This is a genomic window from Cnuibacter physcomitrellae, from assembly GCF_014640535.1.
GTDB classification, from domain to species: domain Bacteria; phylum Actinomycetota; class Actinomycetes; order Actinomycetales; family Microbacteriaceae; genus Cnuibacter; species Cnuibacter physcomitrellae.
Window position 1 is genome coordinate 317,093 of the sequence record NZ_BMHD01000001.1, and the last position, 23,742, is coordinate 340,834.

Annotated in this window: 22 protein-coding genes; 11 read left to right on the plus strand and 11 right to left on the minus strand. The window is 70.2% G+C overall.

Annotated features, from left to right (window positions below; all coding sequences use genetic code 11):
• Positions 1 to 25 precede the first annotated feature (25 nt).
• Positions 26 to 292, minus strand: a complete 267-nt coding sequence (locus IEX69_RS01555; protein WP_085019386.1) for a hypothetical protein — start codon at positions 290 to 292, stop codon at positions 26 to 28.
• A 173-nt stretch (positions 293 to 465) separates the two neighbouring features.
• On the opposite strand from IEX69_RS01555, the gene IEX69_RS01560 reads away from it, so the two are divergent.
• The 3 genes from IEX69_RS01560 to IEX69_RS01570 all read left to right on the plus strand — a co-directional run bounded on the left by IEX69_RS01560 (position 466) and on the right by IEX69_RS01570 (position 2,944).
• Entirely contained in the window at positions 466 to 1,269 is an 804-nt protein-coding gene (locus tag IEX69_RS01560) for a helix-turn-helix domain-containing protein (protein WP_085019387.1), read from the plus strand.
• A gap of 89 nt (positions 1,270 to 1,358) precedes the next feature.
• Entirely contained in the window at positions 1,359 to 2,339 is a 981-nt protein-coding gene (locus IEX69_RS01565; RefSeq protein ID WP_085019388.1) for a GlxA family transcriptional regulator, read from the plus strand.
• A gap of 53 nt (positions 2,340 to 2,392) precedes the next feature.
• Positions 2,393 to 2,944 carry an MmyB family transcriptional regulator gene (locus IEX69_RS01570; protein ID WP_085019389.1) on the plus strand — a complete coding sequence of 184 codons (552 nt, stop codon included), beginning with the start codon at positions 2,393 to 2,395 and terminating at the stop codon, positions 2,942 to 2,944.
• Here the strand turns inward: IEX69_RS01570 and IEX69_RS01575 are convergent.
• Positions 2,836 to 3,816, minus strand: coding sequence for a helix-turn-helix transcriptional regulator (locus IEX69_RS01575; RefSeq protein ID WP_174604429.1), 981 nt, complete (start codon positions 3,814 to 3,816; stop codon positions 2,836 to 2,838). The two genes, IEX69_RS01570 and IEX69_RS01575, sit on opposite strands and share 109 nt — an antisense overlap.
• Before the next feature lie 213 nt (positions 3,817 to 4,029).
• Positions 4,030 to 5,082, minus strand: coding sequence for a helix-turn-helix domain-containing protein (locus IEX69_RS01580; protein ID WP_085019391.1), 1,053 nt, complete (start codon positions 5,080 to 5,082; stop codon positions 4,030 to 4,032).
• A 214-nt stretch (positions 5,083 to 5,296) separates the two neighbouring features.
• Between IEX69_RS01580 and IEX69_RS01585 the strand changes: the two genes are divergently transcribed.
• Positions 5,297 to 5,836 carry an MmyB family transcriptional regulator gene (locus IEX69_RS01585; RefSeq protein WP_085019392.1) on the plus strand — a complete coding sequence of 180 codons (540 nt, stop codon included), beginning with the start codon at positions 5,297 to 5,299 and terminating at the stop codon, positions 5,834 to 5,836.
• Positions 5,837 to 6,267: 431 nt separating this feature from the next.
• Here the strand turns inward: IEX69_RS01585 and IEX69_RS01590 are convergent, their stop codons facing one another.
• Positions 6,268 to 8,013: a helix-turn-helix domain-containing protein gene (locus IEX69_RS01590; protein ID WP_085019393.1), complete on the minus strand. Its 1,746-nt coding sequence runs from the start codon at positions 8,011 to 8,013 to the stop codon at positions 6,268 to 6,270.
• Positions 8,014 to 8,171: 158 nt separating this feature from the next.
• On the opposite strand from IEX69_RS01590, the gene IEX69_RS01595 reads away from it, so the two are divergent.
• The 6 genes from IEX69_RS01595 (at position 8,172) to IEX69_RS01620 (ending at position 15,207) form a co-directional block, all read left to right on the plus strand.
• Complete coding sequence (locus IEX69_RS01595) at positions 8,172 to 9,668, plus strand: aldehyde dehydrogenase (RefSeq protein WP_085019394.1); 1,497 nt, start codon at positions 8,172 to 8,174, stop codon at positions 9,666 to 9,668.
• 37 nt (positions 9,669 to 9,705) lie between these two features.
• Positions 9,706 to 11,073, plus strand: a complete 1,368-nt coding sequence (locus tag IEX69_RS01600; protein WP_085019395.1) for an MFS transporter — start codon at positions 9,706 to 9,708, stop codon at positions 11,071 to 11,073.
• Positions 11,074 to 11,116: 43 nt separating this feature from the next.
• Positions 11,117 to 12,412, plus strand: coding sequence for an FAD binding domain-containing protein (locus tag IEX69_RS01605; RefSeq protein WP_085021428.1), 1,296 nt, complete (start codon positions 11,117 to 11,119; stop codon positions 12,410 to 12,412).
• A gap of 50 nt (positions 12,413 to 12,462) precedes the next feature.
• Complete coding sequence (locus IEX69_RS01610) at positions 12,463 to 12,897, plus strand: cupin domain-containing protein (protein ID WP_085019396.1); 435 nt, start codon at positions 12,463 to 12,465, stop codon at positions 12,895 to 12,897.
• Positions 12,894 to 13,865, plus strand: coding sequence for an amidohydrolase family protein (locus IEX69_RS01615; protein WP_085019397.1), 972 nt, complete (start codon positions 12,894 to 12,896; stop codon positions 13,863 to 13,865). The genes IEX69_RS01610 and IEX69_RS01615 overlap by 4 nt, the downstream gene beginning before the upstream one ends.
• Before the next feature lie 130 nt (positions 13,866 to 13,995).
• The gene (locus tag IEX69_RS01620) at positions 13,996 to 15,207 is read left to right on the plus strand and encodes a cupin domain-containing protein (RefSeq protein ID WP_085019398.1); all 1,212 of its coding nucleotides are present in this window, start codon (positions 13,996 to 13,998) and stop codon (positions 15,205 to 15,207) included.
• Positions 15,208 to 15,288: 81 nt separating this feature from the next.
• Here IEX69_RS01620 and IEX69_RS01625 read toward each other — a convergent pair whose 3' ends face one another.
• The 3 genes from IEX69_RS01625 to IEX69_RS01635 form a co-directional block, all read right to left on the minus strand.
• On the minus strand, positions 15,289 to 16,599 hold the full coding sequence (locus IEX69_RS01625) for an MFS transporter (RefSeq protein ID WP_085019399.1): 1,311 nt from the start codon (positions 16,597 to 16,599) through the stop codon (positions 15,289 to 15,291).
• Positions 16,600 to 16,630: 31 nt separating this feature from the next.
• Positions 16,631 to 17,338 (minus strand): VOC family protein, encoded by a 708-nt coding sequence (locus IEX69_RS01630; RefSeq protein ID WP_174604430.1) that lies wholly within the window; start codon positions 17,336 to 17,338, stop codon positions 16,631 to 16,633.
• 202 nt (positions 17,339 to 17,540) lie between these two features.
• Positions 17,541 to 18,032: a MarR family winged helix-turn-helix transcriptional regulator gene (locus tag IEX69_RS01635; RefSeq protein ID WP_174604431.1), complete on the minus strand. Its 492-nt coding sequence runs from the start codon at positions 18,030 to 18,032 to the stop codon at positions 17,541 to 17,543.
• Positions 18,033 to 18,223: 191 nt separating this feature from the next.
• Here IEX69_RS01635 and IEX69_RS01640 point away from each other — a divergent pair, with 191 nt between their 5' ends.
• Positions 18,224 to 19,060, plus strand: coding sequence for an alpha/beta fold hydrolase (locus IEX69_RS01640; protein WP_085019402.1), 837 nt, complete (start codon positions 18,224 to 18,226; stop codon positions 19,058 to 19,060).
• 75 nt (positions 19,061 to 19,135) lie between these two features.
• On the opposite strand, the gene IEX69_RS01645 is transcribed toward IEX69_RS01640, so the two are convergent.
• From IEX69_RS01645 to IEX69_RS01660, 4 genes are read right to left on the minus strand one after another with little or no spacing between them, the layout of a single operon-like run.
• Complete coding sequence (locus tag IEX69_RS01645; RefSeq protein ID WP_085019403.1) at positions 19,136 to 20,110, minus strand: aldo/keto reductase; 975 nt, start codon at positions 20,108 to 20,110, stop codon at positions 19,136 to 19,138.
• Positions 20,107 to 21,627, minus strand: a complete 1,521-nt coding sequence (locus IEX69_RS01650; protein WP_085019404.1) for a sugar ABC transporter ATP-binding protein — start codon at positions 21,625 to 21,627, stop codon at positions 20,107 to 20,109. Before IEX69_RS01650 ends, IEX69_RS01645 begins: the two co-directional genes overlap by 4 nt.
• Positions 21,624 to 22,676 (minus strand): ABC transporter permease, encoded by a 1,053-nt coding sequence (locus tag IEX69_RS01655; protein WP_085019405.1) that lies wholly within the window; start codon positions 22,674 to 22,676, stop codon positions 21,624 to 21,626. The genes IEX69_RS01650 and IEX69_RS01655 overlap by 4 nt, the downstream gene beginning before the upstream one ends.
• The gene (locus IEX69_RS01660) at positions 22,673 to 23,710 is read right to left on the minus strand and encodes an ABC transporter permease (protein WP_188760928.1); all 1,038 of its coding nucleotides are present in this window, start codon (positions 23,708 to 23,710) and stop codon (positions 22,673 to 22,675) included. Before IEX69_RS01660 ends, IEX69_RS01655 begins: the two co-directional genes overlap by 4 nt.
• Between the last annotated feature and the right edge of the window lie 32 nt (positions 23,711 to 23,742).

Consider the following 23,742-nt stretch of genomic DNA (forward strand, 5'->3'; position numbering starts at 1 on the left):
CTCCTCGATCCCGTCCATCAGCCGCTCAGAGCAGCCCCTGGTCCTTGAACATCCGCCGGAGCTCGAGGATCGGTGCCTCCGCGACGACACCGCTGCGCGGACGTTCCAGGTCGACGCGGTCGTCTCCCATCCGGATGGTCGCCTTGGCGCCTCCGCCGCTCTCCTCGACGTCCGCGATCTCTCCGAGCATCGCCAGCAGTTCGTTCCACGAAACCCCGTGCGTCGTCGGATGGAAGCGGATCTGGTCCAGCGTCCGTCGTGCGGCCGCGCTGAGGTCTTCGGGAAGTCGCATGCTCTCACTCTCCTCTGGGGATACAGAGGCTACCGACGGTGCGGGCCACGAGGTTAGGACGTCTGTCGAAGCTCCTGCAGCGGGTCGAGGGCGCGCGACGGAGCAAGATCGACGGGGATAGTTCGACCAAGTAGCATTTCGAACTTGAAGGAGATCTCACCTGAGGAGGTGCAGTGCCGGTCACGCGTGCCAAGGCACTCGGCGACTACCTGCGAGCGCGCCGTCATCTCGTGTCGCCGGTGACCGTGGGCATCCCGGTGGAGCCCGGCAGGAAGGTCGCAGGACTCCGGCGCAGCGAGGTCGCGACGCTGGCCGGCGTCAGCGAGCAGTACTACCTCCGGCTCGAACAGGGCCACGACCAGCGACCCTCGGAGCAGGTCCTCCTCGCGCTCGGCAGGGCCCTCCAACTCGACGAGTACGCGCTCGACTACCTATTCAGAGTCGCCTACGCCGCGGAGGGGACGCCCGCCGTGGACCCCCTGGCGGAGGAGAGCATCACCGAGCTCCTCGAGCACTGGAGTCACAGCGCGGTGATCGTCAGCGACGGCAACCACGACATCGTCGCGGTGAACCGTCTCGCCCAGCAGCTCGGCCAGGGGATGCTCGAGGTGGGGGACAACAGCGTCGTCGCCTACTTCTCCGATGAGGTCCGCGAGGTCACGGTCGACTGGGAGCACGGTGCGGCGAACACCGCGGCGTCGCTGCGCTTCCACAGCGATCCCCTCAGTCCCCGGCTGCAGGAGATCGTCGATCAGCTGACCGCATCCAGCCCCACATTCGCGAGACTCTGGCCGCGGCACGACGCCTGGCCCGTCGCCGACGGCAGGACGCAGATGCACGTCGAGGAGTTCGGGACCTTCGACGTGGAGTTCACGACCCTCGTCGTCCCCGGCCGTCCCCGTCACGTGCTCACGATCATGTTCCCTCCGGCGGACTCCCCGGCGGCGGCCGTGTTCGCCTACCTCGCCGCGCGCTGACCCGACGCGATCCCGACGCGGCGGCGTCGGACGTCCGGCGACCCGGGCACGAATAATGGAGGTAGCATTCCAGAAAAGGGAGGGCGGCGATGACGGGACGGACGGCAGAGGCGCCCAGACCCCGCGTCGGCATCCTCGTCTTCGACGGGGTCAAGCTCCTCGACTTCGTCGGTCCGGCCGAGGTGTTCCACGAGGCGTCCCAACGCTGTCCCGGCTACGAGCTCGTCGCCGTCTCGGTGGACGGACACGACGTCACCTCCTCGATGGGCGTGAGGATCGGCGTGCACCACTCGGTCGAGGAGATCGATGCCCTCGACACCCTCGTCGTCCCCGGGTCCGAGCGGGCCGTCGAGGTGTTCACCCCTCCGGTGCTCGATGCCGTCCGCACGCTCGCGGCTCGGTCCGATCGCGTGGCGTCGATCTGCACGGCCGCGTTCGCGCTGGCCTCGGTCGGCTTGCTCGACGGTCGGAAGACGACCACGCACTGGAAGTTCGCCGCGACCCTGGCCGCGGCGTTCCCGCGTGTCCGCGTCGAGAGCGATGCGATCTTCGTCAAGGACGGACGTCTGCACAGCTCGGCGGGTGTCGCCGCCGGGATCGACCTGGCGCTCGCCCTGCTCGAGGAGGACTACGGCGCCGACGTCGCGAGGAGCGTCGCCCAGCTGCTCCTGGTCTACATGAAGCGATCGGGCTCGCAGTCCCAGTTCTCGGCGTCGCTCAAGGGCCCGGCCCCGCGGTCGACCCTGGCCCGCTCCATCACCGACCACATCCACGCCGACCCGACGCGAGACCATTCCGTGCAGGAGCTCGCCCGCCGCGTCAACGTCAGCCCCCGGCACCTGACCCGCCTCATGCGGGAGGAGCTGGATGCGTCGCCGTCGGAGTACGTCAGCGCCATCCGTCTGGACCTCGTCATCGGTCACCTTGAATCCGGCACGACCGTGTCGGAGGCCGCTCGCGCGACGGGCTACCGCTCGCCCGTGTCGCTGCGGCGAGCGTTCGTCTCCCGGTACGGGATCACGCCGTCGGAGTACCAGAGGCGATTCCAGACCAGCCGCTCGGCGGGCTGACCGGCGCCCGCAAGGGCCTTCCCCGCGGAAGCCGCAGAGCCTAGCCTTGCACCATGGATGCCAGCGCAGGTTCGCCGCAGCGACGAGCCCGCCAGGGTCGGGCCCTCGCCTTCTGGGAGACCGTGCCCACGATCCTCGTCGACCACCGCCTGGACGTCCTCGACTCCAACGTGCTGGCGCAGGCCCTGTCGGAGGCGTTCCGACCGGGAGAGAACCTGGCCCTGTTCAGCTTCCTCTCGCCCGACCGCGACGCCTCCGATCCGCGGTGGAAGGAGATGTCGGCGGTCGTCGCGGGACTCCTCCGGGAGTCGCTCGACGAGCGCGACGAGGACCGGGGCTCCCAGCGCATCGTCGGCGAGCTGTCGAGCAAGTCGCGGGACTTCGCGGAGGTCTGGGCGTCGCCCGAGACGGTCGCCCGCACGAGGGGGGACATCGCCTTCGAGGGCACGCGAGCGGGGGACCTGCGGATGAGCTATCAGATGCTGAGCGTCCTGGATCAGGACGACAGCGCCCTGATGGTGTTCGTGCCGTCCGACGAGGCCTCGCGGACGGCGTTGGACCGGCTGAGGTCGGATCTGGCCGTGAATGCGGTCGCGGCACCCTGACTCCACGACGCCGGGGCCGCGGGCCGCGCGGCGATGTAGGCGATCGCCCTGGCGGCGGGGGAGCCCGGTTCACCGAACAGAGCCGTGATGAACTGGCCGGCCGAGCGGGGGACCTCCAGCGTCTGGAACCGGAAGTCGATCCACCCGAGCGGCTCCACGTAGGCCCGCTTCGTGCCGTGGAGCTGAGGTCGGGCGAGATGCTCCGCCCAGACGGTGCGGAACAGCGGGTACCGGGCGGAGAGCATGCCGACGATCTCGTGGAGTCGCCGATCGTCGGGATCCGCGTGGAAGCGGAGCGAGGCGGTCAGCTCGCGCAGCGTCCCCTCCCACTCGCTCAGCTGGTGCGCATCGAGGAGGCGCTGATCCGCGACCCCGGCGAGGTAGGCGTGATAGCCGGCGTAGGCCGAGACGAGCATGTTCGTCCCGGGCACCGCGATCCCCGGCGCGATGCCCGCCATGAGCGGGTTCACCGCGAGGACGTCGTGCTGCCCGTCGGAGACGTAGGCGGGGGTGTTCGACCACTGGTCCAGGAGCTGCAGCACGCTCGGGGCGACCGAGCCCTGCGCGGGCAGGCGGCGCACGAACGGTCGGGGTCGTGCCAGCTTCAGGAGGTACTGCCGGCTGTCCTCGTCGAGGAGCAGCGCGCGGGCCAAGGCGGTCAGGACCTGCTCCGACGGACGCTGATCCCGCCCCTGCTCGAGGCGGAGGTAGTAGTCGGGGCTGACGCCGGCGAGCGAGGCCACCTCCTCGCGTCGGAGGCCGGGGACCCGCCTGCCGGGCTGGGGATCGATGCCGACCTGCTCCGGCTTCACCTGCTCGCGTCGAGCGCGGAGGAACTCCCCTAGGGGGGTGCTCCTCCGGGTCGCGGGCATCTCAGGTCCTCTCGCGGGTCGCGGCCAAGGCTCTCCTCCCATTCTGCGCGGCGGCCTCCGCCGGCACGGGACGGATCCCGCCGTCCGTGCGCCGTTTCAGGACATGTTCGTGATCCCGTCGAGCTCGACCCGCGGACGGTCCGCCGACCCGACCTCGACAAGCTCCACGGCGAGCCGGGCGGGGCGTCGACACCCGGCCCGACGATCGCCGGATCAGATGCGGCCGGTCGCCTCCCAGAAGCGCAGGAGCTTGAGGCAGATGTGCAGGGCGCTGCGGGACATCCCGTCCTCCAGCGCGGACCGCACGACCGGAGGCAGGTTGTCCAGGCGGTAGTAGAGCGTGGTGCGATGGATGTGGAGCTTCTCGCAGGCGTCCCGGACGCGCCCGCACGCATCCAGGAACGTCTCGACGGTCTCCAGCTGCAGCGCGTTGCCGTCCTGCCAGAGGGTGATGGCGGCGGGGGAGAAGGTGCCGACGATGCTGCCGTCGCCCGCGATGGAGTCCAGGAGCACCCAGGCCCCGAGTTGGGAGATGTCGGCGAGGCCGTCCAAATGCGGCAGCCAGGTCACGATCTCCGCAGCCCGTCTGGCCTGCTCGGCGGCCACGGCCAGGTCGTCGTCCCGTCGATCCAGGCGCGCGGACCCGATCCCCAGGAGGGGAAGCCCGCGAGCGCGCGCCTCGCGTCTGATGACCTCGGCGACATCGTCAGCGTGCCCATCCGTGCCCTGGGAGGTCGGAGTCCGGCCGACGAAGTAGAGGATGCCGTCCCTCTGGCCGAGGAAGGTGAGGTCAACCCGCCGCGAGGAGCCGAGGTGGCGGCCGAACGAGAGCCGGTCGAGCACGCCGGTCCTGGTGTCCACGGAGACCGCCCGGACGAGGGACCTCTCACCTCGCTCCAGCCAGTGGCGCATGGTCGCGGCCGAGAACGCGCGACGGCGCGCGGCGGGATCCTCGGAGAGCAGGCGGGCCATGGTGGCGGCGTGCGAGGTGTCCTCGACGCCTCCGCTCTCCAGGGCCAGGATCTGCCGGACGGCTCCGGTCGCGACGTCGATGGCGGAGTACTGCGCGGAGGTCAGCGGCCGCTGGTCCTCCTCCGCCAACCACAGGGTGCCGAGCTGCCCGCCCTCGTCCCGGATGGGGACGGCGAGGGTGCGCTGCGCATCGCGGGGACCGCTCGCCGCGACGGTGACGTCATCGGTCCGATCGATGACGACGCTGCGGCCCAGCATCTGGGCGAGCTCGTCCACGACGTCTTGCAGGTTCACCGGGAGTCCCCTCCCCGAGTCGAGTCCATGGTTCCGAGTCTCGTGGATGCAGGGTTCCCGGTGGATGACCCGGGCGAGACCTCCTTCCTTCCGCCCATCACGGGGAAGAGGCGCGAGCGAGGGGTCGATGCGCGTGCCGCCGTGCGCCGTGAGGGGGTGAGTGCCCCTGCCGTCCCCACTCTGGAGGAGCGATCAGCCCGCTATCGTGAGCGCCATGAGTGCGAAGCCCCGCGGTGTGCCCCCGGAGCTCGAGGAGATGATCGATTCGTGGGCGGCGATCCCGGCGTTCATCCGCGACCGCTACCTCACGGTGGTCGCCGCGAACGGGCTCGCGCGGAGCGTCTCCCCGTCGTTCCATGAGGGTGTGAACCTGGTCCGCAGCACGTTCCTGGACTCCGACGTCCTGCACACGAGTCCGCACCCCCGGCTGATCGCCGAGCACGTCGCCGGGACCCTGCGGGAGTCCCTGTCCCGGCACGAGTCCGACGGCGACTTCGAGCAGATCGTCGAGGAGCTGTCGGCCGCGAGCACGCAGTTCGCTGCGGCGTGGAACGACGAGGAGGCCGTGCCAGGCGAGCAGGACACCTTCACCTTCCCTCACGACATCGTGGGAGCGCTGACCCTCGGATATCAGCAGCTGAGCATCCCCCGTCACTTCGACCTCACCCTCGTCGTCTGGCGACCGGCGGACGAGCCGTCCCGGACGGCGCTCGCCGAGCTGGCGGAGATCGCCTCAGGGGCGTCGGAGGCCTGACACCGAGCCTGCTCGACTCGTCGCAGTCGGTCTCGACGTCCGTCCGAGGCCGTGCTGCGGGTTGCTCATGGCGGCCACGGTAGGGCAGCCCGGGACGAACGGTGACGCTGGCCGCCCCCCCCGGGCACTCGGGCGGGAGGGCCGGAGGGGGGTCACTCCTCGGGTGCGGCCGTCTCGTCCTCGATGGCCGCGTCGTCGTCCGCAGCCTCGGCCGCCCCGGCGACGTCGAAGCCGTCGCCGTTCGGGTTGCTGTCGTAGGGGATGGTCATGTCGTGCTCCTCTCCTGGGCGCCGGCGTCCACGCGGCGTCCTCACCCACGGTAGCGAGTCGCCGAGATGCCGGCGACGGGGGATCCTCGGCATGATTCGCGGGCAGTGCCCGGGGGTCAGTCGGGACGGCCGTTCGCGAGGCCGAGGCCGAGGCCGTGGCCGCTATCCGGTGACCGCACCCTCGCCGGGCGGCAGCATGGTCAGCATCGCCACCGCCGCGCTGAACCCCAGCAGGGAGGCGGGGTCGGTCAACGACCTCCCGGTCAGCTGCTCGATCCTCCGAAGGCGCTGGTTCACGGTGTTCGGATGGACGCGCATCACGGCTCCGGTGGCCGTCCGGTCCAGCCCGTTGTCCAGGTGGACGTGCAGGGTGCGCAGGAGATCCGACCCGCGCCGCGCGTCGTAGTCCAGCACGGCGCCCACCTGATCGGTCACGAACTCCCTCAGGGCCGAGGTGTTCTCCACCTGCAGCAGGACACCGACGACTCCGAGGGACGCCGGGGCGACGGGGGCGTCGACGCTCCGGCCGGAGGCGCGGACGAACGCGTGGGTCCCCCGGGCGATCCGCACGGCTTCGGGCAGCGACCGGCGCGCGCTCCCGGAGGAGGCGACCAGCACCTGACGAGAGGGCAGGCCCGCCGTCAACGTGCGGTGGCAGGCTTTGGCCGCCGTGTCGGCGTCGACGGTGTCCGGCCACATCGCGACGAGGAGGCCCCGGTGGATCGCGACCAGCGGCGTGACCGTGACGCCGTCGACCGTCACCTGGGTCCGGGACAGCATCGACAGCGCCGAGAGGAGCCGGCCGTCGCTCATCGGCACGTCCTCCCGCTCCCGGCCGGCGATGTCGTCGGCGTGGGGCTCGCCTGCCGGGGCGAGCTCGAACGTCGCGACGACGGCGCAGGTCATGCGGTGCAGGTCTCGCCCGAGCGCCTCGGCGCGTCGGACGTTCTGCTCGGTCACCCCGAACAGCAGGACATCGCTCAGCAGGTCCCCGTGCAGGCGGAACTCCGCCTCGAGGGCCGTCCGCTCCCGCAGCAGCTCGAGCGCCAGGACCACCACCGCGTGACCGATGGCGAGCTCGTCCAGCTCATCCAGCCGCATCCCGTCGAGATCGCAGACGACGAGCGTCCCGACGACCTCCGCCTCGAGCCGCACGGGCGTGGCGAGCTCCCGCCCCTGGGTCTGCCATGTGCCTGCCTCGCCGATGATCTCGCCTTGGGAGTCCAGCAATCGCAGCGGCCGGTGGATGAGTCCCTGCGTGGCTTCGAGCACCCCGCCGATGCCGCGTGACTCCAGCGACACCTGCAGGAGGCTGTGGTGCATCGCCTGGCTGCGCTCCAGGCGGTCGCGCTGCTCCCGGAGGGACGCGTTGGCCAGGCGCAGCTGCTCCACCAGCCCCGCAGAGGCCAGGGCCGCGGCGGCGTGGTTGGCGAGCAGCGTCATCCGCTCGATCTCCTCCGCCGTGTGGTCGTGCGCCCGCGAGTGGTAGCCGTTGAGCGTGCCCAGGGCTCTGTCGGGGCCGCGCAGCGGGACCGAGATCATGGACCGATAGCCCTGCTCGTGGGCGACACCGCCCCAGGGGGCGAATCCCTGCTCGGTCTCGATGTCGGCCACGGCGACGGGGGCGCCGGCGTGGAACGCCCGGCTGGACGGCGCCGTGCTGGCCAGCCCGACCGGGTTCCGTCGGTTGATGCCGTCCACGTACTCGTCGGAGAGGCCGCTCCACCCCGCCAGCACGAGCGCCTGTCGGTCGGTGTCGGGGACCAGGACACCGCAGAAGTCGAAGCCGAGGAGGGTCCGTGCGGTCTCCGCGACGAGGGTGAGGGCCTCCGCGAGAGGCATGCCTCCCGACGCGACGTCGCTCAGGATCCTCAGGCGGTCCAGCCACACCGTGAGCTCGTCCGTCATCCTGACAGTGTGCGCGCGCACATCTCACGAGGTCAAGTGTGTCCTCAGAGACATTGAGCGACCGATGATGGCCCGGCACACTGGCTGAAGAGACGTCGCTCGATCGGACGATCGCATCGAGACGACACGACTCGACCTCACGAAGGAGTGATCCCCCGATGACCGTCACCGCACCCGCCTCCGTCGACACGAGCCAGCCGTACGAGCGCGACGGGCGCCTCGTCCGCGACATCGTCGACCCCTCGACCGGCGCGACGATCGAGAGCGTCCCGGAGTTCACCGCGGCGGACGTCGACGTCGCCGTCGAGCGTGCCGCGCGGGCGTTCGAGACCGGGGCGTGGCCGGCCCTGACGCCCACGCAGAGGGCGCGCATCCTCCTGCGGATCGCGGACGAGATCGAGCAGTCCACGGAGGAGCTCTACCGTCTGGAGGCGGCCAACAACGGGCGTCCGGTCACCGAGACCCGGGCCCAGCTGTCCCGGGTGCCGGAGTGGTTCCGCTACAACGCGGGCCTGCTCGCGGCGGAACGCACCTCCGTGCTGCCGAGCGACGGCCCCTACCTCACGTACCAGCGCCGAGCGCCGCTGGGCGTGTGCGGGATCATCACGCCCTTCAACCATCCGATGCTCATCCTCGCCCGCAGCCTGTCCGCGGCTCTGGCCACCGGCAATACGGTCGTCATCAAGCCGAGCGAGCTCACCCCGCTGACCACCCTCGCCCTGATGCCGATCCTGGAGCGCGCCGGGGTCCCCGATGGTGTCGTGTCCGTCGTGACGGGCGCCGCCGAGACGGGCAAGCGGCTGACGGAGCACCCTCTGGTCGCGAAGATCACCCTCACCGGCGGGACCGAGACGGGCCGATCGGCTGCCGTGGCCACCGCACGACGCTTCGCGCGGATGACCGCCGAGCTCGGCGGGAAGACCCCCCTCCTCGTCTTCGACGACATCGACGCGAAGGTCGCCGCCGAGGGTGCGGCATTCGCCGCGTTCGTGGCCGCCGGCCAGTCCTGCGTCGCCGGATCCCGGTTCCTCGTCCAGCGCGACGTGTACGACGGGTTCGTCGCCCACCTCACCGACATCGCCTCCGCGATCCGGCTCGGCGACCCGAGCGAGGCGGCCACCCAGATGGGCCCGCTGATCAGCGAGCGCCAGCGCTCCAAGGTGGCCGCGCTCGTGGACTCAGCCCGTGAGGAGGGGGCCACGATCACCACCGGTGGGGTGGTGCCCGACCTGCCCGCGCCGCTGTCCGACGGGTTCTTCTACGCGCCGACCGTCATCGCCGACGCGAACATGGACATGCGGGTCGCGCGCGAGGAGATCTTCGGCCCCGTCGCGGTCGTCATCCCGTTCGACGACGAGGCGGAGGTGCTCGCGATGGCCAACGACAACCCCTACGGTCTCGGAGCCGGTGTGTGGACCCGCGACATCGCTCGGGGGCATCGGGTCGCGAACGGCATCAGGGCGGGGATGGTGTGGATCAACGATCACCACCGTCTCGAGCCGTCGCTGCCCTGGGGCGGCATCAAGGAGTCCGGGATCGGGAAGGACGCCGGCATCGAGTCCTTCCAGGAGTTCTCCTGGCTCAAGACCGTCGTCACCCGGATCTCCGAGACCAGCGTCGACTGGTACGGCGGAGCCGACGAGCGACTGAACTGACCACGCACACGACGAGACAAGGAAGAAGGACACGTCAATGGCGACGCAGATCCGCACCGCACCCCGGGTGGGATGGCGGCAGGAGATCACCAGGGCGCAGTGGCTGGTCCTGGCCGGCACGATGCTCGGCTGGGGGCTGGACGGCTTCGCGGGCAGCCTCTACACGCTCGTCCTCGGACCGGCGATGGGGGAGCTGCTGCCGCACAGCGGCATCGAGGTGGGTCCCGCGACGATCGGGCTCTACGGCGGACTCACGGTGGCGCTGTTCCTGGCCGGCTGGGCCGTGGGCGGGATCCTCTTCGGGGTGCTCGCCGACTACCTCGGCCGGACCAGGATCCTCGCCGTCGGCGTCCTGGTCTACGCGGTGTTCACGGCCGCGGCGGCCTTCGCCGACACCTGGTGGCAGCTCGGCATCCTGCGGTTCATCGCGGGGCTCGGCTCGGGCGTCGAGGCGCCCGTGGGTGCAGCCCTCATCGCCGAGTCGTGGCGGAACCGCTACCGCGCCCGGGCCGGCGGCATCATGATGTCGGGCTATGCGGCGGGGTTCTTCGCCGCCGCCCTCGCCTTCGCCCTCCTCGGCGGGCTCGGATGGCGCTTCATGATGGGCCTCGCGGTGCTCCCCGCCATCCTCGTGTGGTTCATCCGCCGGTTCGTGAAGGAGCCGCCGGAGTCGAAGGAGGCCATCCGCGCCCGCCGCGAGCGCAAGCGTGCCGGGATCCGGAGCAGCAAGGACGCCTTCGTCCTCCGGCGGCTGTTCATGAAGCCGCTGCTTCGACCGACGCTCGTCTGCACGGCCATCGCCACGGGAGCCCTGATCGTGTTCTGGTCGGTCACGACCTGGTACCCCCAGATCATCCGGCAGATGGGCACGGCCGAGTCGTGGACCGACGCGCAGACCGCTCAGAACGTCGCGCTCGCCTCCATGCTGTTCAACGCGGGCGGTGTCGTCGGATACGCGGCGTGGGGCTTCATCGCCGACAGGATCGGGCGGAGGCCCACGTTCCTCCTCACCTTCGGGGTCGCGGCCGTCGCGATCGGCTTCCTCTTCCCGTTCGCCCACACGTTCACGGTCTACGCCATCGTGATGCCCGTCCTCGGGTTCGCGCTGTTCGGATCCCTGTCCGGCGCGTTCATCTACAGCCCCGAGCTGTTCCCCACCAGCGTCCGCGCCACCGCCATCGCGTTCTGCAACAGCGTCGGCCGGATCTTCACCGCGGCCGGGCCGCTGGTCGCGGGGGTCATCGCCGCCTCGTGGTTCGCGGGCGACCTGGGCATCGCCACGACGGTCATCTCGGCCTTGGGGATCATCGGGCTCGTCGGCGTCGCGTTCGCCCGGGAGACCAAGGGGAGCCCGCTGCCCACGGACGAGCCCTCGGCGCAGCCGATCCCGGCCACCACGGCGTGACGTGGACTCCCTCACGGCAGAGCACGAAGAACAGGACGACACCATGACACTCCGCACGACGCACCCCCGCACCACCCGTCCCCGCACCGCGGCCCCCGCGAGCGACACCTACCGAGGCAGGCGCGCCGTCGTCATCGGCGGTTCCATCGGCGGCCTGACCGCGGGGCTGCTCCTGCGCGACATCGGCTTCGACGTCGACGTGTACGAGCGGGCCGGCACCGCTCTGCACGGTCGCGGGAGCGGGATCGTCCTGCAGCCGGACACCCTCCGCTGGTTCGTGGAGCGCAGCGACGCCGATCCCTCGGCCCTGGCCACCTCGACCTCGTGGGTGCAGTACCTCGACCGGGAGGACCGCATCCTCTCGCGGGATCAGCGGACGTGGCAGTACACCTCCTGGGGCACCTTCTATCGCGCCCTGCTGGCCGACTTCGGCACCGAGCACTACCACTTCGATGCTGCCGCCGTGGACTTCACCCCCGGTCCGACCGAGTCCTCCGTCGTGTTCGCGGACGGGCACTCCGAGACCGCGGACCTCGTCGTGTTCGCCGACGGCATCGGATCGATCGCCCGCGACCGCTTCGATCCGCAGGCGCTCAGCCGGTACTCGGGCTATGTCGGCTGGCGGGGCACGGTGCCCCTCCGCGATCTGTCCGACGGCACGAGGGACCTGATGAGCGACGCCATCAGCTACTCGGTCGTCCCCCACTCGCACATCACGCTCTATCCGATCCCCGGCGAGGACGGGACAGGGCCGGACGAGCAGCTGATGAACTACGTCTGGTACCGGAACGTGGAGGAGGGCGCTGCGCTGAACGAGCTGCTCACCACCCGGACCGGACGGACCGGCACGGTGTCGGTCCCGCCCGGCCAGGTGCAGGAGGCGTTCCTCGCCGAACTGCGTGCGACCGCCCTCGACCAGCTCGCGCCCGCCGCCGCGGAGGTCGTGGTGAAGACCGCCGATCCGTACCTGCAGGTCGTCATCGACACCCGGTCGTCGCGGATGGTGGTCGGGACCTCGGTGCTCCTCGGCGACGCCGCCTGCAGCGCTCGACCCCATGCCGCCGCCGGCACGGCGAAGGCGGCCGCCGACGCCTGGGCGCTCCGCGACGCGCTCCTGGCCGCCGATGGAGACATCCCCGGGGCTCTCCGTGTCTGGGAGCCGCCGCAGCTGCAGATGAGCGAGGCCCTGCTGACCAGGGTGGTCGAGATGGGGGAGCGGTCCCAGTTCCTGGGGACCTGGTACCCCGGCGACCCGACCCTCCGGTTCGGCCTCTACGGGTCGGGGATCACCGAGCCGGAGACCCAGCCGGACTACTCCGCCTTGGCCGCGACCGCCTGACCGGCACCGATCTCGCGGCAGACACCACAGAACACCGACAGGAGAACACCATGAGCGACTTCCTCGCAGACCTGCCCCTGGCAGGCACCCTCATCGCCACCGGGTTCGAGGGCTGGTCCGACGAGCTGAAGGACGAGTTCGCCGACCACGCCTTCGACGGCGCCGTCGGATCCCGGCTGCTGAGCGAGACGCCCCGCGCACGGATCTGGGAGATCCGGCTCGCGCCCGGGGAGCGCTGGCACGCCCACCGGCATGTGCTGGACTACTTCTGGACGGCGATCAACGCTGGCACCAGCCGCCAGCACACGTTCGACGGGACCACCCGCGACGTGTCCTACCACGCCGGCGAGACCCGGTACTTCCACTTCGGCCCCGGCGAGTACCTCCTGCACGACATCCAGAACGTCGGCGACACCGAGCTGATCTTCACCACCGTCGAGCACCTCGACAGCGACAACGAGCCGCTCCCGCTGGAGCGCTCATGACGTTCACCCTCCGTCCGGGCCCGGTCGACGTGCATGCCCACTGGCTGCCGAGGGAGCTGTTCGGACTCCCGCCCGGCGCGCCGTTCGGGGCCATCACCGACCGCGACGGCGAGCTCCACGTCGGCGAGACGCCGCTGTCCATCCAGACGCGCCTGATGAGCGACGTCGACGCCATCCGCGTGGACATGGACAGGGCGGGGATAGGAGCGCGGGTGCTCTCGGCCCCGCCGTTCGCGTTCGCTCGCGACGACCTCGACGGCGCGACCGACTACGTGGCCTCCTTCAACGACGCGCTGGCCCGCGTCGTGCGCGACGGCGGAGGAGCGTTCGGCGGATTCGGTTCCGTCACCCTCGCCGACCCCGACGTCGCGCGTCGCGAGATCGAGGTGCTCGCCGCCTCGGAGGGCATCTACGGGATCGCGATCCCGCCCGTCCTCGCCGACTCGTCGCTCGACTCCGAACCGCTGGTGTCGGTGCTGGCGGCCGCGGCGGAGAACGACCTGGCGGTGCTCGTGCACCCGATGCAGCTGCCGTCGCCGACCCTCGCCGCGCACTACCTGGTCAACCTCCTCGGCAACCCCGTCGAGACCGCGACCGCCATCGCGTCCCTCCTCCTCGGCGGGATCGCCGAGAGGCTCCCGGATCTCAGGATCTGCTTCGTGCACGGCGGCGGATGCGCCCCGGACCTGCTCGGCCGATGGGATCACGCCTGGCGGGCCCGCGCCGACGTCTCCCGCTCCTCGAGCACACCGCCTAGCGAGGGGTTCACGCGGATCTTCCTGGACACCGTCACCCACGACGAGGATGCGTTCCGCCTGCTGGCGCAGAAGGCGGGCGAGCACCGGATCGTGCTCGGCAGCGACTATCCGTTCGACATGGCGGACGGTGACCCGGTCGCCCACGCGCTGTCGTGGGGTGCGGACGAGGCCGCACTCGCCAGAGCGGCGAGGGAGCTCCTCGGCCTGTAGCAGGGGTCGCGGGCAGGCGAGCGCCGCGGTGTCGGACCGATCTGGACGATTGTCGATTGCACTCGACCTCCGGCGTGCTGTGTCATCAGAGGTGAACGCCGTCGGCGATGACACGGTCGGAGGAGAAGCCATGGACAGCGACGAGACCATTCCACACCACGAGACACCGACGTTCGGTGACCCCGACCTGCCGCCCGAAGGCGAGTCGAACACCGTCGACGACCAGGCGGCCCTGACGATGACGGGACCGCAGAACCCCGTCATCGCGAGCCAGTTCCCCAACCAGATCGACGCTCCCGGCACCGACATCAGCACCCAGGCGTTCTTCTGGTCCTCCTTCAACATCTCGCCCCGTCGTGTGCAGCGCGGAGGGTGGGCCAGGGAGCTGACCAAGGCCGACTTCGCGATCTCGGATGAGATCGCCGGCGTCAACATGTACCTCGAGAGCGGCGGCATCCGCGAGCTCCACTGGCACCAGACCGCGGAGTGGGCCGTCATGACCCGGGGGAGGTGCCGGGTGACGACGATCAGCCGCGCGGGGCTGCCCAGCGTCGAGGACGTCGAGGAGGGCGACCTCTGGTACTTCCCCGCGGGGACGCCTCACTCGCTGCAGGGTCTCGGCCCGGACGGAGCCGAGTTCGTCCTGGCGTTCGACGACGGCGCGCAGTCGGAGTCGAACACGCTGCTGCTCACCGACTGGTTCGCCCACACGCCGCCGGAGGTGCTGGCGAAGAACTTCGGGGTGGCGCAGGAGACGTTCAAGGACATCCCGCTCCACAACCTGTGGATCTTCCCCGGCGACGAGCCGGGTGAGCTCGAGAAGGACCAGGCCGACGCGAACGTGACCTGGGGTGCGGCCGAGCCGATCATCTTCCGGCTCTCGCGGTCGCAGCCCGTGCACTCCAACAGCGGCGGCAGCATCCGCATCGCCGACAGCACGAACTTCCCGCTCTCCAGCACCGTCGCGGCGGCGCTGGTGACAATCGAGCCGGGATCGATGCGAGAGCTGCACTGGCACCCCAACGCCGACGAATGGCAGTACTACCTCCGGGGGTCGGCGCGGATGACCGTCTTCAACACCGGACCGCACGCCAACACGACCGACTTCCGCGCCGGCGACGTCGGTGTCGTGAAGCGCAACTACGGTCACTACGTCGAGAACACCGGCGATGACGTGCTGCAGTTCCTCGAGGTGTTCAAGGCCGACAGGTACGAGGAGGTCTCGCTCGCGAACTGGCTGTCGCACGTCCCGCCGTCGCTCGTGGCCGCGCACCTGAACGTGCCCGAGGACGTGATCGCGACGTTCCCGCGCGGAGCCCAGGGCATCACGCCGATCCGCTGACGGCGGTGACTCGGCTGACGGCAGTGACGTGACGGAGAAGGGTCCCGGTGCGGTGCTCGGGACCCTTCTCCTTCGGGGTGCTCAGGCCTTCACGCCGAGGGCGGCCTTGGTCGTGCGGAAGGTCTCGGGCGCGAACACCGCCACCAGGGAGGAGACGATCGACGCTCCGCCGCAGAGCAGGATCGCGGGCCACCAGTTCGTCCCGCCGGCACCGAAGCCCTGCGCGATCGCCGGTGCGAACCCGGCGAGCAGGATGCCGAGCATCAGGCCGACCGCCATGCCCGTGTACCGCACCTGCGCGGGGAACTGCTCCGGGTACCAGGTCGCCCCGACGGTGATGGGGATGCAGTAGAAGATGCCGATGCCGATGACCCCGGTCAGGTACACCATCGGGATGTTCCCGGCGTCGATCGCGACGAACAGCAGGGCCATGGATGCGCTCGCGCCGAGAGATCCGACGATGAACAGCGGCCGGCGTCCGAACCGGTCGGAGAGCAGCCCCGACAGGGGAGCGGCGACGACGGCGACGAGGTTCCCGAGGGACACCACGGCGAGCATCACGGCGCTGGGGATCCCGTTCTGCGTGCCGTAGGCGAGGGCGAAGACGTTGAAGATGGTGCCGACGATGTTGACGGTGCTGAGGAACAGCACCCGCACGGTGGTGCGCCAGTGGTCCTTCAGGAGCACGGCGATGGGCAGCTTGGCGCGGGACTCGTCCGCCTTCATGGCAGTGAACGTGTCGGGCTCGTCGAGCTTGCGCCGCAGCAGATACGCCACGACGGTGAAGACGCCGCTGATCAGGAACGGGATGCGCCATCCCCAGCTGTACAGCGCCTCCTCGGGCAGCAGGGCCACCGGGATGAACACCAGGCTGCCGAGGGCGATGCCGAACTGCATGCCGCTCATGGTGAAGCTGGTGTACCAGGCTCGTCTGCCCTCGGGGGCGTGCTCGACCGTCAGCGACGTCGAGCCGGGCGACTCCCCTCCCGCCGACAGCCCCTGGACCAGTCGGAGGAGGACGAGGAGGGCCGATGCGGCGTAGCCGATGGCCTGGAACGTCGGGAGCGCTCCGATCAGGAACGTCGCGATCCCCATCAGGGCGATGGTGAGCACGAGCGCTCGGCGACGACCGAACCGGTCGCCGATGTGTCCCCACAGGACCGCGCCGAGCGGACGGACGACGTAGGCGACACCGAACGTCGCGATGGAGAGGAACGTGGCGGCCGCGCCCGACTCGGGGAAGAACAGCTTCCCGAAGATCAGCGCGGACGCGGAGCCGTAGACCAGGAAGTCGTAGTACTCCAGCGCGCTTCCGAAGAAGCCCGAGACGGCGGCACGACGGACTCTCCGTCGGGCCGTGATGACGGTGTCGGCGTCGAGGATGGCGGACATGTGATCTCCAAGGGGAATGGTAGGGCGCCGGTCACGAGAACTGGGGCTGAAGGGTGATGGGGGAGAGCCGGATCTCCTGCGGACCGGCGGTGGAGTCGAAGCCGACGGCGTAGAGTCCGTCGCTTCGCCCGTTGAAGCGGAGGTCGACGCCGAGCCCTGAGATGTCGATGTCGCCCAGCCAGTCGCGGAGGTCGTCCTCCGTGCCGCCGAGTTCCAGGGACGTGACTCCGAGCCCCTCGACCTCGCCGGTGCCCGGCTGAGGCGCCAGCAGGCTGGAGTGGCTGTCGAGATCCGAGACGTAGTAGATGTTCGGCTTGCCCAGGAGCCAGGAGTGGAGGAAGTCCGGGGCGTGGGCGGCCTTGCCGCGCTTCTGGCCGGGCACCATCAGCACCTTGCCGCCGGCGATCTCCGTCGACACCTCCACTCCCCGGTGAGCGGCGAACGCCTCGATCTCGGCCATGTCGTCGCTGCGCAGGCAGAGGCCCGCGAAGCAGTCCCCGGCTGCGGTCTGGCGCTCCAGCTCGAGCGCGACCGGGTGGCCGTCGAGGATGTTCCGGTGGTCGACGATGCTCTCGATCTCGACGTAGACGGTGCCACCCAGCGAGAGGATCTTCTGGCCGAGACCGAGACCCGGGAACCAGCCCCCGTCCGCGCTTCCGATGCCGGTCTCGCGGCTGAGCTCCACGGTCGTGCGGTACAGGTTCCCGGACCAGATCGCGATGTGGTCGAGTGCAATCATGCATGCTCCCTCTGATGCGGAAGTCGCAGATCCGGCCTCGACGCTGTCCTCGGCAGGGGAGGGCATCGACGCCCGGGTCTCCGACTTATTTCAAATTCGAAGATAGAACCCACACGTTACCGCAGAACGCGTCTTTTGTTTCAAATTTGTAAAGACGCGAGGGAGACCTCGCCCTAGGCGAGGTCGGCGACTCGGGCGCCCGTCAGGAAGCGGGCGGCGCGAGATCCGGGGTCATGCCGCCGGTCTCCTCGCCGCGCAGGTGGATCTGGAGCGCACCCAGCGCCCGGTAGGTCGCCTCCACCTGCGCCCGCGACAACGGCGCGATGGTGGCCTCGACGATCATGTCGTTCTGGGTCTGGGAGACGTCGCGGAGCATCTGCCTGCCCTCGTCCGTGATGCGGGCCAGGACTCCCCGCTCGTCATCCGGGGCGACGACACGGGTGACCAGACCGGCCTTCTCGAGCTGCGAGACCTGGTAGGTCAGGGCGCTCGGGGTGCTGACCAGCTTGTTCGCCAGCTCCGTCATCCGGATCTCCCCGCCGGCGTTGCGCAAACGGATCAGCACCTCGTACTGGGAGTACTTGATCCCCGTGTGCTCGCGAGTCGCTCGGTCCGCGCGACGTTCCAGCAGCTTCCCCACGTCGATCAGTCGCTCGAACAGGGCGAGCTCGGTAGGGCTCAGCTTCTCAGCCACGGTGTCCTCCCGCTCGTCGGCTCCACGACATGGTACCCACCGGCGGCGCGGCCGGCAGGGACTGGACGAATGTCTGAGGATCGGGCTCCGTCATCCGGCTACTGTGAACGGGCTCGCCTCACCCGCGGGGAGCACACCACCTGATCGTCGTCCGGGCACGCCCCGGCTCGACACCGAACTGGAGGCCGACCATGCCATTCGTCACCACGGAAGACGGCGCTGAGATCTTCTACAAGGACTGGGGCCCGAAGGATGCCCAGCCGATCATGTTCCATCACGGTTGGCCGTTGTCGTCGGATGACTGGGATGCGCAGATGCTGTTCTTCCTGCAGCACGGGTACCGTGTGGTCGCCAGCGATCGTCGTGGGCATGGCCGGTCGTCGCAGATCGACACCGGGCATGACATGGACCACTACGCCAGCGACGCCGACGCGGTCGTGCAGCACCTGGACCTGACGAACGCGATCCACATCGGCCACTCCACCGGTGGCGGTCAGGTCGCCCGGTATGTCGCGAAGTACGGGGAGCCGCAGGGTCGGGTGGCGAAGGCGGTGCTGGTGGCGTCGGTGCCGCCGCTGATGGTGCAGACCGACGCGAACCCGGAGGGTACCCCGATCTCGGTGTTCGACGGGTTCCGCAGCGCGTTGGCGGCGAACCGGGCGCAGTTCTTCCGTGATGTCGCGGCGGGTCCGTTCTACGGGTTCAACCGGGAGGGTGCGGAGGTGTCGGTGCCGGTGATCGACAACTGGTGGCGTCAGGGCATGACCGGGAGTGCGCTGGCGCACTACGAGGGCATCAAGGCGTTCTCGGAGACCGATCAGACCGAGGATCTGAAGGCGATCAGTGTGCCGGTGCTGGTGACGCAGGGTGATGATGACCAGATCGTGCCCTACAAGGACGCGTCGCTGAAGCAGCACGAGCTGCTGCAGAACTCGACGTTGAAGATCTACGAGGGCTACCCCCACGGCATGCTCACCACCCACGCCGATGTCCTGAACCCCGACCTCCTCGCCTTCATCCAGGCCTAGGACCAGACCACCCACGAACCGAAGCGGCGCGGCAGGAGAGACCCTCCTGCCGCGCCGTTCGTCGTGGGAGCCGCGTCAGCGCGGGTCGGGGACGAGGCCCTCGTCGTCGAGCTCCCGCCACATCTCCTCCGGGATCTCGGTCGCGGCGCGCGACACCGTGCTCCGGACGTGGTCCGGGGTGCGGCAGCCGAGCACGACCGAGGCGACCGCAGGGTGACGGAGGGCGTACTGGACCGCGGCATCAGGCAGGGTGACGCCGTGACGGTCGCAGACGCGGGCGACCGCCCGCGCACGCTGGACTACGGAGGCCGGCGCCGGTCCGTAGTCGAACACCGCATCGTCCGGCACGACGGCCGAGCTGAGCAGGCCCGAGTTGTAGGCCGCAGCGGCGACCACGCTCACCCCTCGCTCGAGCGCGAGGGGGAGCAGCTCCTGCAGCGCGGTCTGATCGACGAGCGTCAGCCGGCCCGCCACCATGACGACGTCGACGTCGGTGCGCCGGACGAACTCGGTGAGCATCGCCGCCTGGTTCATGCCCGCCCCGATGGCGCCGACGACCCCCTGGTCCCTGAGCTCCACGAGCGTGTCGACACCGGTCGTGGATGCGGCGTCCCAGTGCTCGTCGGGGTCGTGGAGATAGACGACGTCCACGCGGTCGAGGCCCAGTCGCTCGAGGCTGCCCTCGAGCGATCGGAGGATGCCGTCGCGGCTGAAGTCCCACCGCCGCCGGAGGGTCGCGGGCACCACGAACCCCTCGTCGTCCTGGCGGCCGGACCCCGACGGGTCCGGCTCGAGGAGGCGCCCCACCTTCGTGGACAGCACGTACTCGGTGCGGGGTCTCGCGTGGAGCGCGTGGCCCAGTCGCCGCTCCGACAGGCCCAGGCCGTAGTGCGGGGCGGTGTCGAAGTACCGGATCCCCGCGTCCCAGGCCGTGTCGACCGCCGCCTGGGAGGTCGCGTCGTCCGTCTCCCGGAACAGGTTGCCCAGCTGCGCGGCGCCGAAGCCGATCTCGGTCAGGCTCTCTCCCGTGCGGAGCGCGCGATGCCTCACGCGGGGACCTCCTCTCCCGAGTGGATGAGCCGGATGATCTCGTGGCTCATCCGGTCGTAGTCGTGGGAGTTCGCGAGCTCTCCGGTGATGACGAACCGGTCCATCACGGCGACGCGGTCGGCGAGCGTGACCATCTCGGCCAGGTCGCTGGAGATGAGGAGGATGGCCATGCCCTGCTCGGCGAGCCGCCAGATCAGCTCGTAGAACGATCGTTTGGTCCGCAGGTCGATGCCCACCGTCGGCTCGTCGATGATGAGGATGCGCGGATCCGCCGCGAGCCACTTGGCCAGCGACACCTTCTGCTGGTTGCCGCCCGAGAGACGGCCGACCAGCTGCTCGTGAGACGAGATCCGGATGTCGAGCTCGTCGACCCAGCGCTGGGACAGCGCACGCTCGCGTCGTCCGCTCACGAGGCCCGGCACGCGGGTGAGGGTGGACCAGACGGTCACCGCGATGTTCCGGGCGATGTCCTGCTCGAGGAAGACGCCCTCCTCCTTGCGGTTCTCGGTGACGTAGCTGAGGCGGTAGCGGTGCAGGGCCTGTCGCACGGATCGGATCCGGGCCGGCTCGCCGCCGACGAGGAGCTCGCCCTCCGTGATCCGCTCCAGGCCGACGATGGAGCGTGCCAGCTCGGTCCGTCCCGCCCCGACGAGCCCGTAGAGCCCGACGATCTCACCGGGGCGCACGGCGAGGGAGACATCCCGGTGACCGGCGGCGGTGGTCACTCCCCGGAGCTCGAGGATCGGTGCGCTGTCCGGGCGCGACGCCCTGGACGGGACCGTGAGCGATCCGAGGGCACGGCCCACCATGGTGTCGACGATCTCGTCGTGGGGATGCTCGGACAGCGGCTGCGACTCCAGGACCGAACGGCCGTCGCGGAGCACGGTCACCGTGTCGCAGTGCGCGTAGACCTCCTCGAGCTTGTGGCTGACGAACAGCACCGCGGCGCCCTCCTCGCGGAGCCGATCCACCACGCGGAACAGACGGTCGCCCTCGGCGGCGCTGATGGAGGCGGTCGGCTCGTCCAGGAGCAGGACCTTCGTCTCGGTGTAGAGGGCTCGAGCGATCTCCACCAGCTGCATCTGCGCGGAGGAGAGCTCGCTGATGGGCGTCGACGGGTCCAGGTCGACGTCCAGCATGTCGAGGCAGCGGGCGGCCTCGCGCTTCACGCCGCCCCAATCGATGCGTCCGGCCCGCCGGGGCATCCGACCGAGGACGATGTTCTCCCCGACGGTGAAGCCGCGGATGACGTTGCGCTCCTGGTGCACGACCCCGATGCCCGCGTCCCGTGCGTCCGCCGGGGAGTCGAGCGAGAGGGGCGTGCCGGCGACGAGGATGCGTCCCGAGTCCGGCTGATGCACCCCGGTGAGCGCCTTGATGAGAGTCGACTTCCCCGCGCCGTTCTCGCCGAGGAGGGCGTGCACCGTCCCGGACTCGAGGCGGAGCGACACCGAGTCGAGCGCCTTGACGCCGGGGAACGTCTTCGTGAGGCCGACGGCCTCCAGCAGCATGGTCATCGGGCCGCCTCCACGGTGGTCTCGGTTCCGGAGGGGGTTCGGGCGGCGGTCGGTGGGCGACCGGCGGCGCGGGCGCGGTCGGCTCCCCGGCGTCGCTCGGCGCGCGTGTGCCGCACGCGGTCGAGTGCGACCGTGCCGAGCACGACCGCGCCGATGACGAAGTTCACCCACGCGGGTGCCAGCTGGAACTCGGCGCGAGCGGTGTCCACCAGCCGCACGACGGTCGCGGCGAGGACGGTGCCGAGCACGGCGACGGTGCCCCCGGTGAGCGAGACCCCGCCGATGATCGGAGCGGCGAAGCTCGGGAGCAGCCAGTCGCCGCCGACGCTCTGGTTGATGCCGGGCAGCGACGCGACGCTGACGAGCGCGGCCACTCCGCACAGCAGGCCGGACGCGGTGTGCGCCACGATCACGCTGCGGTCGTTCGAGATCCCGGCCAGGCGAGCGGCCTCGGGATTGTCGCCGCTGGCCAGCAGCTGTCGTCCGGTCACCGTGTAGCGGAACGCCAGGGCGACCGCGATCGCCACGACGACCGCGAGGAGGAACATCACGGGGATGCCCAGCACGCTGGCCCTGCCGAGGTCGGCGAGCGGGGCCCAGGACGTGGGCGCCACGGTCCGTGTGTTGACGAGGGCGTACTGCGCGCCGAGGAGGATGGTCATGGTCGCCAACGTGACGATGAAGCCGTTGATGCGGGTGAGGACCACGAGCCAGCCGTTCGCGAGTCCCGCCAGGGCTCCCACGACCAGCGGGACGAGGGCGCCGAGCCAGACGGGCAGGCCGGCATCCGCCATGAGGACCGCGGACAGAGCGGAGGCGACGCCTCCGATGGCGCCGACCGCGAGGTTGAGCTGACCGACCGCGACCGTGATCATCTGCGCCAGGCCGATGAGGATGGGGACGGCGAGGAACTGGAAGAACGTGCGGAGGCCGACGGGGGAGAAGAGGTCTCCACCGGAGACGATGCCCAGCACCACGGTGCCCGCCACGATGATCAGCACCAGCGTGGTGCTCTGCGACCGGAGGAGCCGCCTGGTCAGGTGCGTCATGCGCGGACCCCCTCGGACTCGGTCTCGACGTCGTCGCGGGTGTCGACCACGGCGGTCGAGGTGTCCGGGGTCCTGCCTCGACGGAGCCGGATCTCCCGCACCCGATCGGCGGACAGGGCCACCAGCAGGATGATGCCGAGCAGGACGTTCAGGGTCTCGATGCCCACCCCGAACAGCTCGAGGCCCTTCCTGATCACCAGCGTCAGGGTGATGCCGAGGACCGTCCCGACCACGGAGACGTACCCGCCGGCGAGCAGGGTGCCGCCGAGGATCGGACCGACGAACGACTGCAGCATGAACTCGTCCCCGATGGCGGGGGTGAACGAGCCGATGCTGCAGGCGAGGAGGATCCCGGCGGCGGTCGCGAGCAGACCCGACAGGGTGTGCGCGAGCACGATCCGGCGGGCGGTGGGGATGCCGGAGAGCTCGGCCGCCTTGACGTTGCTGCCGGTGAGCAGGAACTCCCGGCCGTACCGCGTCCTGGAGTAGAGGACGCCCACGGCGGCGAGCACGATCAGGACGGGGACGACCATGATCGGGATCGCGGAGGGACCGCAGTAGCCGAGGAGGCAGACCTGGGCGAAGGTGTTCCGGCCGAGGACGTCGAATCCGTCGGGTTTGACCGTGAACGCGGATCCGGTGCTGAGGGCGGCGTAGACCGTGGGCACGAGGCCGAGGAGGGCGAAGCTCATCGCCAGCGTCACGATGAACGAGTTCACGCCCGTCCTCGCGATGATCCAGCCCGTGAACGCCCCGATGAGCGCACCGCCGACGAGCCCGGCCGCGATCCCGAGCACGAGGGGGAAGGACAGGAGGTCGAACGTGATGCCCGTGATCATCGCCCCGAACGCGGCCATGTTGCCCACCGCGATGTTCATGTGGCCGATGGACAGGACGACCATCTGCGCCACCCCGACCACGGCGAAGATCGAGATGCTCGTGAGCAGCGGGGCGATGACGAACGGGCCGTTCAGGAACGAGGGCTTCACCAGCACCAGCACCACGACGAGGACCGCGATGATGACGACGAGCACGAAGCGCGGTGTCGCGACGGAGCGTCTGAGCA

Excerpts from the sequence above, each read along its gene's own strand:
- IEX69_RS01590 (WP_085019393.1), bottom strand. The coding sequence starts at position 8,013 with ATGACGGACGAGCTCACGGTGTGGCTGGACCGCCTGAGGATCCTGAGC.
- IEX69_RS01625 (WP_085019399.1), bottom strand. The coding sequence starts at position 16,599 with ATGTCCGCCATCCTCGACGCCGACACCGTCATCACGGCCCGACGGAGA.
- IEX69_RS01600 (WP_085019395.1), top strand. The coding sequence starts at position 9,706 with ATGGCGACGCAGATCCGCACCGCACCCCGGGTGGGATGGCGGCAGGAG.
- IEX69_RS01640 (WP_085019402.1), top strand. The coding sequence starts at position 18,224 with ATGCCATTCGTCACCACGGAAGACGGCGCTGAGATCTTCTACAAGGAC.
- IEX69_RS01585 (WP_085019392.1), top strand. The coding sequence starts at position 5,297 with ATGAGTGCGAAGCCCCGCGGTGTGCCCCCGGAGCTCGAGGAGATGATC.
- IEX69_RS01605 (WP_085021428.1), top strand. The coding sequence starts at position 11,117 with ATGACACTCCGCACGACGCACCCCCGCACCACCCGTCCCCGCACCGCG.
- IEX69_RS01575 (WP_174604429.1), bottom strand. The coding sequence starts at position 3,816 with ATGCCCGCGACCCGGAGGAGCACCCCCCTAGGGGAGTTCCTCCGCGCT.
- IEX69_RS01595 (WP_085019394.1), top strand. The coding sequence starts at position 8,172 with ATGACCGTCACCGCACCCGCCTCCGTCGACACGAGCCAGCCGTACGAG.
- IEX69_RS01620 (WP_085019398.1), top strand. The coding sequence starts at position 13,996 with ATGGACAGCGACGAGACCATTCCACACCACGAGACACCGACGTTCGGT.
- IEX69_RS01565 (WP_085019388.1), top strand. The coding sequence starts at position 1,359 with ATGACGGGACGGACGGCAGAGGCGCCCAGACCCCGCGTCGGCATCCTC.
- IEX69_RS01555 (WP_085019386.1), bottom strand. The coding sequence starts at position 292 with ATGCGACTTCCCGAAGACCTCAGCGCGGCCGCACGACGGACGCTGGAC.
- IEX69_RS01655 (WP_085019405.1), bottom strand. The coding sequence starts at position 22,676 with ATGACGCACCTGACCAGGCGGCTCCTCCGGTCGCAGAGCACCACGCTG.
- IEX69_RS01630 (WP_174604430.1), bottom strand. The coding sequence starts at position 17,338 with ATGATTGCACTCGACCACATCGCGATCTGGTCCGGGAACCTGTACCGC.
- IEX69_RS01650 (WP_085019404.1), bottom strand. The coding sequence starts at position 21,627 with ATGACCATGCTGCTGGAGGCCGTCGGCCTCACGAAGACGTTCCCCGGC.
- IEX69_RS01610 (WP_085019396.1), top strand. The coding sequence starts at position 12,463 with ATGAGCGACTTCCTCGCAGACCTGCCCCTGGCAGGCACCCTCATCGCC.
- IEX69_RS01570 (WP_085019389.1), top strand. The coding sequence starts at position 2,393 with ATGGATGCCAGCGCAGGTTCGCCGCAGCGACGAGCCCGCCAGGGTCGG.
- IEX69_RS01615 (WP_085019397.1), top strand. The coding sequence starts at position 12,894 with ATGACGTTCACCCTCCGTCCGGGCCCGGTCGACGTGCATGCCCACTGG.